The following is a 15,165-nucleotide window of genomic DNA, read 5'->3' as shown; positions in this document are numbered from 1 at the left end:
ACGACGGCGCCGCGGACGAACGACGGCCCAGCGCGGCGCCGCCACGTGAGTGCTCAGTCGACGGGCGCCGTCCGCTGCCAAGGCCGCAGCGTCTCCAGCTGCTGGGCCACCTCCAGCAGGACCGCCTCCGACCCCGGCCGGCCCACCAGCTGTACGGCGCAGGGCGCGCCCGAGGGCAGTGTGCCGAACGGCACCGACATCGCCGGCCAGCCGGTGAGGTTCCAGGCCGGGGTCAGGGGGGAGTAGTTGGACCCGGCCAGGGCGTTGCGCAGCCAGCCCCGCTCGTGCCAGGGTCCCGCCTTCGGGGCGTGGCGGGCCAGGGCCGGGGTGAGCAGCACGTCGTGCTCGGTGAAGAACGGGGTGAGCCGGGCGCGCAGCCGCTCGCGGGCGTCGCCCACCTGCACCCCGCGCAGGAAGCGGCGCCCGATGGCCGCGTGCACCCGGGTCCGCCGGGCCAGCAGGGCGGGGTCCAGGCCGGCCGCGTCCACGGCCGTCCCGGCGGTCCAGTGCCGGAGCGCGGTGACACCGATCGACGCCGGATACGGCGGCTCGGCGCGCCGCACCTGGTGTCCGGTGCCCGCCAGCAGCCCGGCCGCCTCCGTCACCGCGTTCGTATACGGCTTGCTGACGGTCACGCCGACCAACGGGCTGCGCAGCGAGACGGCGATCTTCCGCGGGGTGCGCTGCCCGGCGCCCCCGAACTCCTTCTCCGCCAGTACCGAGAGCATCAGCCGGACGTCCGCCACGGTGGTCGCCAGCGGCCCGTTCTCCGACATGCCGAACCAGTCGCCGTTGCCGATCCCGGCCGGCACCACGCCGAACCCCGGCTTGATGGTGACCAGACCGCAGTTGGCCGCGGGGATCCGCAGCGAGCCCATGCCGTCGTTGCCGAGGGCGATCGGCGCCAGCCCGGCGGCGACCGCGGCCGCGCTGCCGCCCGAGGAGCCGCCCGCGCTGCGCCGGGTGTCCCACGGGTTGCGGGTGATGCCGTGGGCCCCCTCGGTGGTGCCGAAGACACACAGTTCGGGCACGTTGGTCAGCCCGATGACCACCGCGCCCGCCGCCCGCAGCCGTGCCACGGTGACATGGTCCGCGTCGGCGGGCGTGTCCGGCATCGCGGCCGAACCGTCCAGGTGCGCCTCGCCGCGCACCGCCAGATTGTCCTTCACCGCCAACGGCACCCCGGCGAGGGGGAGTTCGGCGAGGTCGGCGCGGGCTGCGACCTCGTCCGCCTCGGCCAGTGCCGCCTCCGCCCGGACCTTGCGGAACGCGCCGAGCCGCCCGTCCAGCCGGGCGATCCGCTCCAGATGCTGGGCGACCACCTCCCGGGGAGTGGCCCGCTTCTCGCGTACGGCGGCGGCGATCTCGGCGGCGGTCCGGCCGGCCCAGTCGGTCACGGGCGCTCCTCGGGGTGCGGGAAAGCGGCTACTCGTCGGTACGAAAGGGCACTCTGCCCGGTCGCGGGCGCCACGTCGAGGGTCCCGGCTCCTGCTCCTGCGAACCGGGTCCGCCGCGAGGCGGCCGACGGTGTCCGTGCTCTCCTCGCAGGTCATCCGATCACTGGGTCAACTCTCGTTCGTGCACACCCCATTGACAGGCATCTGGGCCCGCTCAATCATCAGACATCCGATGAATGGAGCCGCGTAATGAGTATGTCTCCTCGTCCAAGACGTCAGGTCCTGGGGATTGCGGCGGGTGCCGCCGCGGCGGTCGCGCTGCCCCTCACCGTGCCGACCGAGGCGTACGCCACCGGGGCGGCCGATGAGCAGGTGGAAGCGGGGGCGGCGTCGCCCTGGGTTCCCGTCCCCGACCCGATACCCGTACCGCTCGACTCCCTCTATGACAACGATGGCATCGACACCGCCGCCGCCCGGGGTGGTGACTTCGACGGCTCCGGTTACACGTTCCCGGGCGAGGAACTCCCGGCCGGCCGGGTCGAGGTCGACGGCATCCCCTTCGACTTCCCGGCCGCCACGGCGGGCGCCAAGAACAACGTCGTCGCGCTGGGCCAGCGCCTCGACCTCCCCAAGGGCCGCTACCTGTCGGCCCTCTTCCTCACCGCCGGCAGCTACGGCAACGCCTCCGGCACGGTCACCGTCCACTACGCCGACGGCACGACCAGCACCGGCGGCCTGAGCGGCGGCGACTGGTACTCGGTGGGCGGGCCCCTGTCGGCGCCGTACCGCTACCAGCCGGACGGCGGCAAGGACGCGCACAGCGTCGGGATCGGCACCTCCGAGGTGTGGATCGACCCGCAGCGCGAGGCCGTCGCCCTGACCCTGCCGGTCACCAACCCGGCGGAGGCCGGCAAGGCCGCCCTGCACGTCTTCGCGCTCTCTCTCCAACCGGTCGCCCAGGGGCGGGCGTTGGCCCTGCGCGACACCCGGTCCACCAGTTCCCTGCTCGACGCCACCGGCGCCCAGAGCGTCGAGGCCACCGTCGTCAACGCGGGCACCGTCGCGATCCTGGCGGGCGACGGGGTGTCCGTACGCGTCGACGTCCCCGGCGCCCGCACCGTCGAGCCCGCCCGCATCCGCCGCCTCGACCCCGGTGAACAGGCACGCGTCCGCGTCGGCATCCGCAACCGCACGGGCACCGCGCCCGGCACCGAGCAGGACGGCACGGTCACCGTCCACGGCCGCGGTACCCAAGTCGCGGCGAACCAGCGCACGTTGACGCTCGGCACCGCCGACTACCAGCCCACCGAGACCTCGTTGGCCGGCCACCGGGCGCCCTACTGGTTCAACGACGCCAAGTTCGGCATCTTCATCCACTGGGGTGTCTACTCGGTGCCCGCGTGGGCGCCGGTCGGGGTGCAGTACGCCGAGTGGTACTGGGACCAGATGCAGGACCCGAACAACCCGACGTACGCCTACCACCGGGACACCTACGGCACGGACTTCGCCTACGACGACTTCATCCCGCGCTTCACGGCCGAGAAGTTCGACCCGCGTGCCTGGGTGGAGCTGTTCCGGGACGCCGGTGCCCAGTACCACGTCCTGACCTCCAAGCACCACGAGGGCTTCGCCCTGTGGGACACCAAGGTCTCCGGCCGCAACGCCGTGCAACTCGGTCCGAAACGGGACCTGGTGAAGGATCTCTTCGAGGCGTCCCGGCGGTACGCGCCCGAACTCCACCGCGGCCTCTACTTCTCCATGCCCGAGTGGTTCAACCCCGACAGCCCCTGGATGGGCCACGCCCCGCGCAACCCGTACACCCTGGATCCGCTGCCGTACACCGGCTACACCTCCGGCAAGGACTTCGTGCGGGACTACCAGGCCCCGCAGATGCTGGAACTGATCCACGGCTACGACCCGGAGATCATCTGGTGCGACATCGGCGGCGCCAACGACAGCGTCCATGTCCTCGCCGAGTACTTCAACCACGCCAAGAACCGGGCCCGCCCCGTCGACGTGACCGTCAACGACCGCTCGGGCATCGGCTTCCACGACTACACGACGCCCGAGTACACGACCTACGCCGACACGGTCGTCGCCAAATGGGAGGCCAGCCGGGGCCTGGACCCCCGCAGTTACGGCTACAACCGGGAGACCCCGGACGACGCCTACATGACCACCGAGGAGGTCGTGCACAGCCTGGTCGACATCGTCTCCAAGAACGGCAACTTCCTCCTCGACATCGGCCCGCGCGCCGACGGCACCATCCCGGAGATCATGCAGACCCGGCTGCGCGAGACGGGCGCCTGGCTCGCCGTCAACGGCGAGGCGATCTACGGCACCACGTACTGGTCGCGGACGGCCCAGCTCGGCGACGACCTGCGGTTCACGGTCCGCCCGGACGAGGCCTTCTACATCCACTCCCTGGCGCAGCCGGGCGCCAGGCTCACCGTCGAGGCCCCGGTGCCGATCCGCGCCGGCGACGAGGTGACCATGCTCGGCCACGGCCGGCCCCTGACCTGGACGGTCTCCAACGGTGCCCTGGTGATCGACGTGCCCGAGGCGGCCCGCAGGGCGGGCCGACACGCGTGGGTGTTCAAGGTGGAGTGGCATGCCTGAGGTCAGGCACAGGCTGCCGCGGCTCCTCGGAGCCGCGGCAGCACTGACCCTGCTGACGGCACCGACCTCCGCGGTGGCGCAGGAGCAGCAGACGGCCACGCCCGTCACCGTGCCCGCGCTGACCGACTGGGCTCCGACGCAGGGGAGTTACGCGTTCGGCTCCGATACGCGTCTCGTCGCCTCGGACGCGGCCGGGCGCAGGGTCGCCGACACCCTCGCCGACGACCTCCGGGCGGCCGGACACGGTGTGGTCCCGGTCGCCACGGGCCGCGCTTCCCGCCCGGGTGACGTCGTCATCGACGTCCGCCCGTCGGCGCAGCGCACGCTGGGCACCGAGGGCTACGAACTCACCTCCGGCCGGCGGCTGTCGATCACCGGCGCGACCGAGACCGGCGCGTTCTACGGCACCCGCACCCTCCTCCAGCTGCTCGCCCAGGGCGACCGGATCCCCGCCGGGCACACGACCGACGTACCGCGCTACCACGAGCGGGGTGTCGGCGTCTGCGCCTGCTACATCCACGTCTCCCTGCCCTGGCTGGAGAACCTGGTCCGCGAGATGGCGTACCACAAGCTCAACCAGCTGCTCCTGGAGCTGAAGGTGAAGAGCGACGCCCATCCCGAGGCCAACACCTGGGGCTACTACACCAAGGACGAGATACGGCACCTCGTCGCCCTCGGCGACCGCTACCACGTCGAGATCATCCCGGAGATCAACTCCCCGGGGCACATGGACCCGTGGCTCGAGAACCGCCCCGACCTGCAACTGACCGACTCCGACGGCACCAAGCAGCCGGCCCGCCTGGACGTCACCCAGCAGGCCGCCTTCGACTACTACACGAGCCTGATGGACGAGTACGCCCAGGTCTTCACCGCGAAGTCGTGGCACATGGGCGCCGACGAGTACATGCTCGGCTCCGACTACGCCAAGTACCCGCAGATGCTCACCTACGCGCAGGGCAAGTACGGCCCGAACGCCACCCCGCAGGACGCCTATGTGGACTTCGTCAACCGGGTCCAGGCCTACGCGGCGGGCATGGGACGGCGCCTGCGCATCTGGAACGACGGCCTGACCGGCGCCAACACCGTCCCCGTGGCCGCCGGGACCACGGTCGAGCACTGGCTGAACGTGGCCGTGCAACCGAGCCGACTCATCGCCCAGGGCTACGCGGTGATGAACGCGTCGTACTCCCTCTACCTCGTCCGCGGCGGCTTCCACAGCGACACCGGGGCACTGTACGACCAGAGGTGGGACCCGCGCTCCTTCGAGGGCGAGAAACTCGCCTCCGCCGCCGGCGTCACGGGCGCGAAGATCAGCCTCTGGCCCGACAACGGCAGCGGCGAGACCGAGAACGAGGTCGCCGCCGAACTGTGGCCCGCGCTACGGCACATCGCCCAGGCCACCTGGGGCGACCCGCACCCCGACGCCACCTACGCGGAGTTCACCGCACGCGGTACGGCGGTCGGAATCGCACCCGGATGGCGGGACCCGACGAAGGTGCCGGTACCGGACGGGACGTACACCCTCCGGGCGGACGGGGCGGCGTACCAGGCGGAGGTCCTGCGCACCGCCGACGGCTACGCGACCCTGCGCAGTGCAGACGGGTGCCTGGAGATACGCGGCGGCAGACTCACGCTCAACGCCCCGCTCCAGCCCGGGGTACCGGCGACCTGGGAGCCGTGCGACAGCCAGGACACCCTGCAGCGCTGGGAGTTGGAGCCCGCGGCGAACGGCTACCACCTGATCGACGCGATCACCCGCATGGCGCTGACCGTGACGGACGACGGCCGGGTGGTCCAGTACCCGCCCGACCAGCGCGCCCCCGCCCTCTGGCACCTCTCCTGACCCGAGGAGCACGTCCATGGATCTCTCACGACGCGTCTTCGTCGCCTCGGCGGCGGCGGTGGCGATGACGGCCGGACTACCGGCCGTCCCGGCCGCCGCCACCGCGGACGTCGACCGGTCCCGCATCCCGGTCGGCCCCGACGACACCGAGGCCGACCTGGTACGCAAGGCCTCCCAGGTCCGGCCCACCGCACGGCAGATCGCCTGGCAGGCCCTGGAACGCACCGCGTTCCTGCACTTCGGCGTCAACACCTTCACCGGCCTGGAGTGGGGTACCGGCGACGAGGACCCGAACGTCTTCCAGCCCACCGGCCTCGACACCGACCAGTGGGCCCGAGCCCTGCGCGACGGCGGCTTCCGGCTCGCCATCCTCACCGTCAAACACCACGACGGCTTCGTCCTCTACCCGTCCCGGTACACCGACCACACGGTCGCGTCGAGCAGTTGGCAGGGCGGCCACGGCGATGTCCTGCGCTCCTTCGCGGACTCGATGCGCCGATACGGTCTGAAGGTCGGCGTCTACATCTCCCCGGCCGACGAGAACCAGTACCTGCACGGCGACTACGCCAACGGCAGCGCACGCTCGCCGCGCACGATCCCGACCCCCGTCGACGGCGACGACCGCTCCCCGTCCCGCTCCTTCACCCTCGACGCCACCGACTACGGCGCCCACATGCTCAACACCCTCTACGAGGTGCTCACCGAGTACGGCCCGGTGGACGAGGTCTGGTTCGACGGCGCCCAGGGCCACATCCCGCCCGACAAGGTGGAGGACTACGACTGGGACAGCTGGTACACCCTGGCGCGCTCGCTGGCCCCGGACGCAGCGATCGCCGTCACCGGCCCCGACGTGCGCTGGGTCGGAAACGAGGGCGGCCTCGCCCGCGAGAACGAGTGGAGTGTCGTCCCGGTCAAGGAGAACCAGTACGGCCGCACGGACTGGGCCCTGTCCTACGACACCGCCGACCAGGGCAGCCGGGCCGCCCTGGTGACGGCCCGGCCGAAGACCGACTACCTCCAGTGGTGGCCTGCCGAGTGCGACGTGTCGATCCGGGACGGCTGGTTCTACCACGCCGAGCAACAGCCCAAATCCGTCGACGCGCTGACGGAGATCTACTTCGGTTCGGTGGGCCGCAACGCGGTCCTGCTGCTCAACGTCCCGCCGGACACGGACGGTCTGCTGCCTGCCGCGGACGTGGCGCGGCTGCGCGAGTTCCGCGAGCGGGTGGACCGGGAGCTGCCCGAGGACCTGGCACGCGGTGCGCGGCGCTCGGTGACGCCGGGCGGGGTGACCGTGGATCTGGGCCGGGAGCTGGAGGCGGACCGGGTCCGGCTGGCGGAGGACATCCGGTTCGGGCAGCAGGTGGAGAGCGTCACGGTCGAGGCGTACACGACGGGTGCGTGGACCCGGGTGGCCACGGCCGGGACGGTCGGCGCGAGCCGGATCCTGCGGCTCGCCGCGCCGGTACGGGCCCGAAAGTGGCGGGTGCGGGTCACGGCGGCCCGGGGCACGGTGCGATTGGCGGAGTTCGCACTGTTCCGGTCGTCGCTGAACAGCGCCCCGCAGGGGCGCTGGGGGTACCCCCGGCCGAAGGCTGGGGGAGGAACTGCGCGACCAGCCCCCACCGGCCCGCGGTGAACAAACCGCCTGACCAGCGGAGCGCTCACGCACGCGCGGGTGCCGTGCTGCCCCGAACCGTCAGCCGGGGCACCGGCACCCGCACCGCCCGGGCCGAGCCGCCGTCCAGCAGGGCGGTCAGCTCCCGGGCCGCCGTGCGGCCGAACTCCGTGCTGTCACGGGAGAGGGCGGAGAGCCAGGGTTTGACCATCCGGCACAGGGCCGAGTCCTCCCAGGAGACGACGGAGACGTCGTCGGGGACGGAGTAGCCGAGTTCGGCTGCCGCCGCGACGCCGGCCACCGCCATCACGTCGTTGTCGTAGATCAGGGCCGTCGGGGGCGGGGTCGCGCGCAGGACCCGGCGGGTGACGGCCGCGCCCTCGGCGTCGGAGTAGTCGGTGGTGACCGAGTGGACCTCGCCCAGACCCCGCCGGTCGGCCTCGGCGCGCAGGGTGCGGATGCGGCGCTGGGTGTGCGCGAGGCCGGGCAGGCCCGCGATGTGCACGATGCGCCGGTGGCCCAGCCGGGTCAACTCGTCGACCACCGACGCCATCGCGGCCGCGTCGTCCGCCCAGACCGTCGACAGCTCGGGGTGGCGTTCGTCGGGGGCGCCGCCGATCACCACGGCGGGCAGGCCCAGTTCGTCGAGCAGGTCGGGACGGGGGTCGTCGGCCCGCGGGTCCACGACCAGGACGCCGTCGACGCGGTGCTCCGCCCACCAGCGGCGGTAGACCGCGCACTCGTCGGCCACGTCCTCCGCCATCTGGAAGAGCAGACCGAGATGGCGTTCGGCGAGCACCTCCTGGATGCCCGAGACCAGTTGGAGGAAGAAGGAGTCCACGCCCAGGGAGTGCGCGGGGCGGGCGAGGACGAAGCCGACGGTGGCCGCGCCCTCGCCGGAGAGGGCGCGGGCGGCCGTGCTGGGGCGCCAGCCGAGCTGCTCGGCGACCCGCTGGACCCGGGCCCTGGTCGCCTCGGAGACCCCCGGGCGGCCGTTGAGCGCGAAGGAGACCGCGCTCTCGGAGACTCCGGCGCGGCGCGCGACGTCCTTCATCGTCGGCCGGCGCGCGGGGACGCGTTTCTCCGCCAACTCACTTCCTCATTCGGCTCGGGACCGTGATCTGCTAATGCGCTTGAGTCGCCACACCCTAAAGCGCATTAGCGATCCGTGGCAATACGTTCGTAACACCTTTCTGAGCAGGGGTTTTGAGTCACTAATGACTTTAGCTGCGCCGAATCCATTGACGTGGCGCGGAAACGGCGTGCAAGGTCTGGCGCGGCACCTCCGGCCCACCCCGCTGCAAAGGAGCAACGGACCATGCCTATCTCCCGCAGAGCCTTCGCCCTCGCCGCTGCCGCCGTCCTCGCCCTGCCGCTGAGCGCCTGCGGTTCCGGGGGAGACGACGGCGGTTCCACCGACGCCTCGGGCAAGGTCGAGGGCGACATCACCTTCCAGACCTGGAACCTGCGCGCGAACTTCAAGTCGTACTTCGACGGCCTGGTCGCGGACTTCGAGAAGAAGTACCCGGGCACCCATGTGAAGTGGATCGACCAGCCGGCCGAGGGCTACGCCGACAAGATCAGCGCGGACGCGGCCGGCGGCACGCTCCCCGACGTCGTCAACGTCTCCCCGGACCTGGTCGCCCCGCTCGCCAAGGCGGGCCTCGCCCTCGACCTCGACAAGGCGGCGGCCACGTACAAGTCCGAGTACCTGGCAGGCGCCTGGGCCAGTCACCAGATACCGGGGACGAGCGGGACGTACGCCTTCCCCTGGTACCTGAACACCGGGCCGCTCTTCTACAACAAGACGCTGTTCAAGCAGGCCGGGCTCGACCCCGAGCAGCCGCCCAGGACCTACGACGAACTCTTCGCCGACGCGCTGAAGATGGCGCAGCAGAGCGGCGGCAAGGTCGCCACCCTCGCCAACGTGCCGACGATCGAGGACTTCGGGCGGTACGGCTCGCAGCTGATGAACCAGGCGGGGACCGGGTTCGCCTTCAACGACGCCAAGGGCGTCGAACTGCTCACCAAGTACAAGGAGTTGTACGACGCCAAGGCGCTCGACCCGCAGGCGCTGACCGCGACCCCCGAGTCCACCGGCAAGAAGTTCCTCACCGGGGCCGTCGCCATGAACCCCGGCAGCGCGCTCGACCTCGACAACTTCAAGAAGCAGGCGCCGAACCTGTACAAGAACATCGGCATCACCGACCAGATCACCAGCACCGGGCACGTCAACATGTACGTGATGGGCGTGATGGTCAACTCCAGGACCAAGCACACGGCGGCCGCCGTCGCCTTCGCGCACTTCGTGACCGACGCGCAGAACCAGATGTCCTTCGCCAAGAAGGTCGCCATCTTCCCCAGCACCGCCGGCTCCCTCGACGACCCGTACTTCACCAAGGAGGACGGCACCGACGAGACCCGGGTGCGCATCGCCGCCGCCAAGTCGCTGAAGAACGCGGTCAACTACACGCCGGTGCTGTTCAGCGACCAGATGAAGACCGCGCTGCGCAACGAGGTCGCCAAGACGCTGCAGGGCAAGGAGAGCCCCAAGACGGCCCTCGACAACGCTGTCAAGGCCTGCGACCGGCTGCTCCAGCAGGAGGGCTGAGGACCCGATGGCCGACGTGTCCCGCGTGCGGCGCCAACTTCCCACCAGCCCTTGGCTGTTCGCCGCCCCCGGGCTGCTGGTCGTCGGCGCCTTCGTGCTCTATCCGTTCGTCTCGACGGTGGTCAACTCCTTCACGGACCGCCGTACCCTGATCCCGGGCCGCTTCGTCGGCCTCGCCAACTTCCGTGAGCTGATCCACGACGACATGTTCTGGACCGGCCTGCGCAACAGCACCCTGTACATCGTCGGAGTGGTGCCCGCCCTCGTCGTCCTGCCGCTGCTGCTCGCCCTGCTGGTGCAGAAGAACATCCCCGGCATCACCTTCTTCCGGTCCGCCTTCTACACCCCGGTCGTCGCCTCGATCGTCGTGGTCGGGCTCATCTGGGTGTGGCTCCTGGACGAACGCGGCCTCGTCAACTCGCTGCTGGAGACCGTCGGGATCGGCCGGGTCGGCTTCCTCAGCGACCAGTGGCTGCTCCTGCTGAGCGCCATGGCGGTCACGGTCTGGAAGGGCCTCGGCTACTACATGATCATCTATCTGGCGGCGCTCGCCAACGTGCCGCGCGAGCTGCACGAGGCCGCCGCCGTGGACGGCGCCGGGGCCGTCCGCCGCTTCCTCACCGTCACCGTGCCCGCCGTCCGCTCCACCATGGTGCTGGTCGCCGCGCTCTCCTCGGTCGCCGCCTTCAAGACGTTCTCCGAGGTCTACCTGCTGGCAGGCCCGGACGGCGGCCCGGCCGGCGAGGACACCACGCTCGTGATGCTGGTCCAGCAGACCGGCACCGGACTGACCGGCCGGGTCGGCTACGCCTCGGCGCTCTCCGTCGTCGTCTTCGTGGTGACGGTGGCGCTGATGCTCCTCGTGCTGCGCGCCGACCGGAGGGAGCGGACATGACCGCCACCGAGGAACGCGTGCGGACCGTGCCCCCGGCGAAGGAGGCGCGCGTCACCGACGAACACGGCCGCCGCATCCGGGTCGGCGAACTCGTCCTGCGCTACGCCCTGTTGCTGCTCGTCCTGGCCATCACCGTCGGCCCGTTCCTGTGGCAGCTGTCCACCTCGCTCAAGGGCCCGACCGAGGACATCTTCAGCTCGCCGCCCAGCTTCCTGCCGGAACACCCCACCCTGCACAACTACCGGCGGGTCGCCGACACCATCCCCGTCTGGGACTACGCCCTCAACTCCCTGAAGGTCGCGAGCGCCAGCGTGGTCACCAACTGCGTCGGCTCGGCACTCGCCGGCTACGCCCTGGCCCGGCTGCGCTACCGCGGCCGCCGGATCGCCACCCTGGTCTTCATCCTCGCGATGCTCGTCCCGGTGGAGGGCATCATCATCGCCCAGTTCACCACCATGCGCGAACTCGGCCTCAACAACACCCTCATCGGTGTCGTGCTGCCGGGTTCGATCGGTGCCATGAACGTGCTGCTGATGCGCAACGCCTTCCTCAACCTGCCGTACGAGATCGAGGAAGCGGCCTACGTCGACGGCGCGAACGTCTGGCAGCGGTTCCTGCGGATCGCCCTGCCGTCGGTCAGGGGCACCGTCGCCGTCGTCGCGATCTTCGCCTTCATGGGCGCCTGGGACGACTTCCTGTGGCCCCTCATCGTGCTCAGCGACCCCTCCAGGTTCACGCTCACCATCGGCCTCAACTACCTGCACGGCACCTTCGCCAACGACGAACGCCTCGTCGCCGCCGGCACGGTGATCGCCGTGGCCCCGCTCATCGCCCTGTTCGCCTGCCTCCAGCGGTACTTCTTCCGGGGCGTCGGCGAGGGAGCCGTCAAGGGCTGAACCCCGTCAATCGCCAGCAAGGAACACGCATGCCTCCTGCCGTGCGCTTCGGCGTCAACTACACCCCCAGCGAAGGGTGGTTCCACCACTGGCTCGACTTCGATCTCGACTCCGTACGCGCCGACCTCGACTCGATCGCCGCGCTGGGACTCGACCACATCCGGGTCTTTCCGCTGTGGCCCTACTTCCAGCCCAACCGCTCCCTGATCCGGCCGCGCGCCGTCGAGCAGCTCGTCGCCCTCGCCGACGCGGCGGCCGAGCGCGGCCTGGACGTCAACGTCGACGGCCTGCAAGGGCACCTGAGCAGCTTCGACTTCCTGCCCGCCTGGACCCGCACCTGGCACCGGCGCAACCTCTTCACCGACCCGCAGGTCGTCGAGGGCGAGGCCGCCTACCTGCGCACCCTCGCCGCGGCCCTCGCGGACCGGCCCAACTTCATCGGGATGACCGTCGGAAACGAGGTCAACCAGTTCGCCGCCGGCCCGCACCCCGATCCCGACCGGGTCAGTGCGGCGGACGCGGAACAGTGGCTCGTACGGCTGCTCGCCGCCTGCGCCGAGGGCGCCCCCGGCGCGCTGCATCTGCACGCCTCCTACGACGCCGCCTGGTACCAGGACGACCAGCCCTTCACCCCCGCCCACTCGGCCCGCCTCGGCGCCGTCACCGCCGTGCACTCCTGGGTGTTCGACGGCACCGCCCAGCGGCACGGCCGCGCCGCCCTGCAGACCGAGCAACACGCGGCGTACCTCGTCGAGTTGAGCAAGGCCTGGGCCGAGGACGCGCACCGGCCCGTCTGGCTCCAGGAAGTTGGCGCGCCCGCGCCGCTGATCCCCGCCGAGCACGCGGCCGCCTTCGCCGAGGCGACGATCACCGCCGTCCTGGACTGCCCCGACCTGTGGGGCATCACCTGGTGGTGCTCCCACGACGTCGGCCGGAGCCTCGCCGACTTCCCCGAACTCGAATACGGGCTCGGCCTGTTGACCAACGACCGCAAGCCCAAGGACATCGCGCACGTCCTCGCGGCGGCCGAGCCCGTGGCGGCGCGGACGCGCGAAACGGCCCTCGTCGTGCCCGCCGACCCGGCCCTGCGCTCCCGGAGCGCTCCCGGCGGACCCGTCTTCGACGCCTGGTTCCGCCTCGCCGCCGACGGCGCCCGCCCCACCACCGTCCTCGACACCCGCGCGGCCGACCGGGACCATCTCACCGCGCGCGGCATCACCGAAGTCGTCACACCCGACCAGGTTCTCCCCACCCCACAAGGAGGCACCCGCTCGTGAACCCCAGCAGACGCACCGTCCTCATCGCGGCCACCGCGGCGGTCTTTTTACCCACTCCCGCCACGGCCGCGACCTCGAAGGCCACCGCGGCCGCCGGCACGGCCACCCCGCCCTACGCGTCCTACTTCTACCCGGACTCGTTCCCCTCCGGCAGCCCGGGCACCGGCATCACCTGGCGCAGTCTGAAGACCTGGACGGCGGCCGGCGACACCGACCTCGCCTTCAACGCGGCCTCCGTGCCGCTCGCCGCCCGCTTCACCCCGACCCCCGCCAACACCACCGCCCGCTCCGGGCAGGCCCGCATCCAGGCCCTGGTGTCCTTCGGACCGACGTCGAGCAACCCCTCCCAGGGCTCGGCCACCGCCGACTACTACGCCCTCACCCACTGGGCGTACCTCGACGAACTGGTCTTCTGGGGCGGCTCGGCGGGAGAGGGGCTGATCCTCGCCCCCAACGCGCCGATCGTCGACGCGGCCCACCGGCACGGCGTCCCCGTCCTCGGCAACATCTTCCTGCCGCCCACCGCCTACGGCGGCCAGCTCCAGTGGACCCGCGACCTGGCCCAGACGGACACCGCCGGGCACTACCCCCTTGCGGCCCAGCTCGTCGCCCTGGCCGCCGCCTACGGCTTCGACGGCTGGTTCGTGAACGCCGAGACCGGCGGCGGCAACACCGCCCTCGGCACCGCCATGCTCGGCTTCCTCACCGAGCTCAAGTCTCTGGCCGCGGCCCAGGGCCAGCGGGTCACCTGGTACGACGCGATGACCGTCAACGGCACGGTCAGCTGGCAGGGCGCGCTGAACAGCCAGAACCAGGCCTTCTTCCAGACCGCCGACGACATGTTCGTCGACTTCCGGTGGAGCGCCTCGACCCTCGCCTCCTCGGGCACGAAGGCGGTGCAACTCGGCCGCAGCCGCTACGAGTTGTGGGCCGGGGTCGACGTGGAGTCCAACGGCTCCAACACCTCCGTGAACTGGGACGCGATGGTCCCGAGCGGCTCCGCGCACATCACGTCCATCGGCTTCTACCGGCCCGAGTGGACCCGCAACCACCTGCCCGCGAGCCGCACCCCCGGCGACTTCCACGCCGCCGACGACCGCTTCTGGACCGGCCGGTCACTGGACCCGTCCCGACCCGACAGCACGGACCCCTGGCGGGCGCCGGCCGTGTCGGTGGCGGACCGGTCGACGGTGACGGCGGTCCCGTTCGCGAGCGTCTTCAACACCGGGCACGGGCTGCGCTGGTACGAGGACGGCGAGGTCGCCTCGGACACGGCCTGGAACCACCTCGGCCTGCAGGACCGGCTCCCGTCCCGGCGCTGGGCGGTACGGACGACGGGTACCCGACCGACCGTGACCCTCGACTTCGCGGACGCCTGGCGGGGCGGCAGCAGCGTGCTGGTGGACGGCGCCCTCGACCAGCCCGTGGTGCTGGACCTCTACGCGACGCAGCTCCCGATCACGGCACAGACGGTTGTCGAGCTGACGTACCGGACCGACGCTGGAGGCGTGGACGTCGAGCTGGCCATCGCCACCGCCGAGCCGGGCAGCGCCGGCACGGCACCGCCGTACACCTATCTGCCGGTGGACTCCGGCGACGGCTGGTTGACCGCGGCCGTCCCGCTGAGCGGTCTCCCCGGCACGGTCCACGCCCTCGGTGTCCGCCTCACGGCGACCGACGGGCCGGTCCGGTGGCGGCTCGGCGGAATCGCCGTACGTGAGGGGACGAGCACCCCCGCGGCTCCCGCCGACCCGCAGATCACGGCGGCCGACGGCGGAAACCTGCGCCTCGCCTGGGACGCCGCCCCCGGCGCTGTGCGCCACTACACCCTGCACCGCCTCCTCCCCGACGGCACCCGGCGCTTCCTCGGCGCCACCGGCCAGCGGGCCTATTTCCTGACCGGCCTCCAGCCGGAGCAGGGCGAGGCGACGGCACGGTTCGAAGTGCGTGCCGTAGGGGAGCTGTACACCTCGTCGGATCCCGCCACCGTCACGCACACCTGGTAACCG

Annotated in this window: 10 protein-coding genes; 8 read left to right on the top strand and 2 right to left on the bottom strand. The window is 71.5% G+C overall.

Annotation, left to right across the window (positions count from 1 at the left end):
• Positions 1–53: 53 nt before the first annotated feature.
• On the bottom strand, positions 54–1,397 hold the full coding sequence (locus tag ABT137_RS35005; protein ID WP_351715159.1) for an amidase: 1,344 nt from the start codon (positions 1,395–1,397) through the stop codon (positions 54–56).
• A 255-nt stretch (positions 1,398–1,652) separates the two neighbouring features.
• On the opposite strand from ABT137_RS35005, the gene ABT137_RS35000 reads away from it, so the two are divergent.
• The 3 genes from ABT137_RS35000 to ABT137_RS34990 are packed head-to-tail and all read left to right on the top strand — an operon-like array spanning position 1,653 to position 7,498.
• Positions 1,653–4,016 carry an alpha-L-fucosidase gene (locus ABT137_RS35000; RefSeq protein WP_351715208.1) on the top strand — a complete coding sequence of 788 codons (2,364 nt, stop codon included), beginning with the start codon at positions 1,653–1,655 and terminating at the stop codon, positions 4,014–4,016.
• On the top strand, positions 4,009–5,859 hold the full coding sequence (locus ABT137_RS34995) for a glycoside hydrolase family 20 protein (protein ID WP_351715158.1): 1,851 nt from the start codon (positions 4,009–4,011) through the stop codon (positions 5,857–5,859). The genes ABT137_RS35000 and ABT137_RS34995 overlap by 8 nt, the downstream gene beginning before the upstream one ends.
• Before the next feature lie 16 nt (positions 5,860–5,875).
• Positions 5,876–7,498, top strand: a complete 1,623-nt coding sequence (locus tag ABT137_RS34990; RefSeq protein ID WP_351715157.1) for an alpha-L-fucosidase — start codon at positions 5,876–5,878, stop codon at positions 7,496–7,498.
• A gap of 25 nt (positions 7,499–7,523) precedes the next feature.
• Here the strand turns inward: ABT137_RS34990 and ABT137_RS34985 are convergent, their stop codons facing one another.
• Positions 7,524–8,531: a LacI family DNA-binding transcriptional regulator gene (locus tag ABT137_RS34985; RefSeq protein ID WP_351715207.1), complete on the bottom strand. Its 1,008-nt coding sequence runs from the start codon at positions 8,529–8,531 to the stop codon at positions 7,524–7,526.
• 264 nt (positions 8,532–8,795) lie between these two features.
• Here ABT137_RS34985 and ABT137_RS34980 point away from each other — a divergent pair, with 264 nt between their 5' ends.
• The 5 genes from ABT137_RS34980 to ABT137_RS34960 are packed head-to-tail and all read left to right on the top strand — an operon-like array spanning position 8,796 to position 15,162.
• Positions 8,796–10,088: an ABC transporter substrate-binding protein gene (locus tag ABT137_RS34980; RefSeq protein ID WP_351715156.1), complete on the top strand. Its 1,293-nt coding sequence runs from the start codon at positions 8,796–8,798 to the stop codon at positions 10,086–10,088.
• Between the two features lie 7 nt (positions 10,089–10,095).
• Entirely contained in the window at positions 10,096–10,983 is an 888-nt protein-coding gene (locus ABT137_RS34975) for a carbohydrate ABC transporter permease (protein WP_351715155.1), read from the top strand.
• The gene (locus ABT137_RS34970) at positions 10,980–11,879 is read left to right on the top strand and encodes a carbohydrate ABC transporter permease (protein WP_351715153.1); all 900 of its coding nucleotides are present in this window, start codon (positions 10,980–10,982) and stop codon (positions 11,877–11,879) included. Before ABT137_RS34975 ends, ABT137_RS34970 begins: the two co-directional genes overlap by 4 nt.
• Before the next feature lie 41 nt (positions 11,880–11,920).
• On the top strand, positions 11,921–13,156 hold the full coding sequence (locus ABT137_RS34965; RefSeq protein WP_351715206.1) for a glycoside hydrolase 5 family protein: 1,236 nt from the start codon (positions 11,921–11,923) through the stop codon (positions 13,154–13,156).
• On the top strand, positions 13,153–15,162 hold the full coding sequence (locus ABT137_RS34960; RefSeq protein WP_351715152.1) for an endo-beta-N-acetylglucosaminidase: 2,010 nt from the start codon (positions 13,153–13,155) through the stop codon (positions 15,160–15,162). Before ABT137_RS34965 ends, ABT137_RS34960 begins: the two co-directional genes overlap by 4 nt.
• Positions 15,163–15,165: the final 3 nt, after the last annotated feature.

The organism is Streptomyces sp. NPDC001980, assembly GCF_040296885.1.
Taxonomy (GTDB): Bacteria; Actinomycetota; Actinomycetes; order Streptomycetales; family Streptomycetaceae; genus Streptomyces.
The sequence above is the reverse complement of the archived record's forward strand: the minus strand, read 5'-3'. Positions and strand labels throughout refer to the sequence as shown.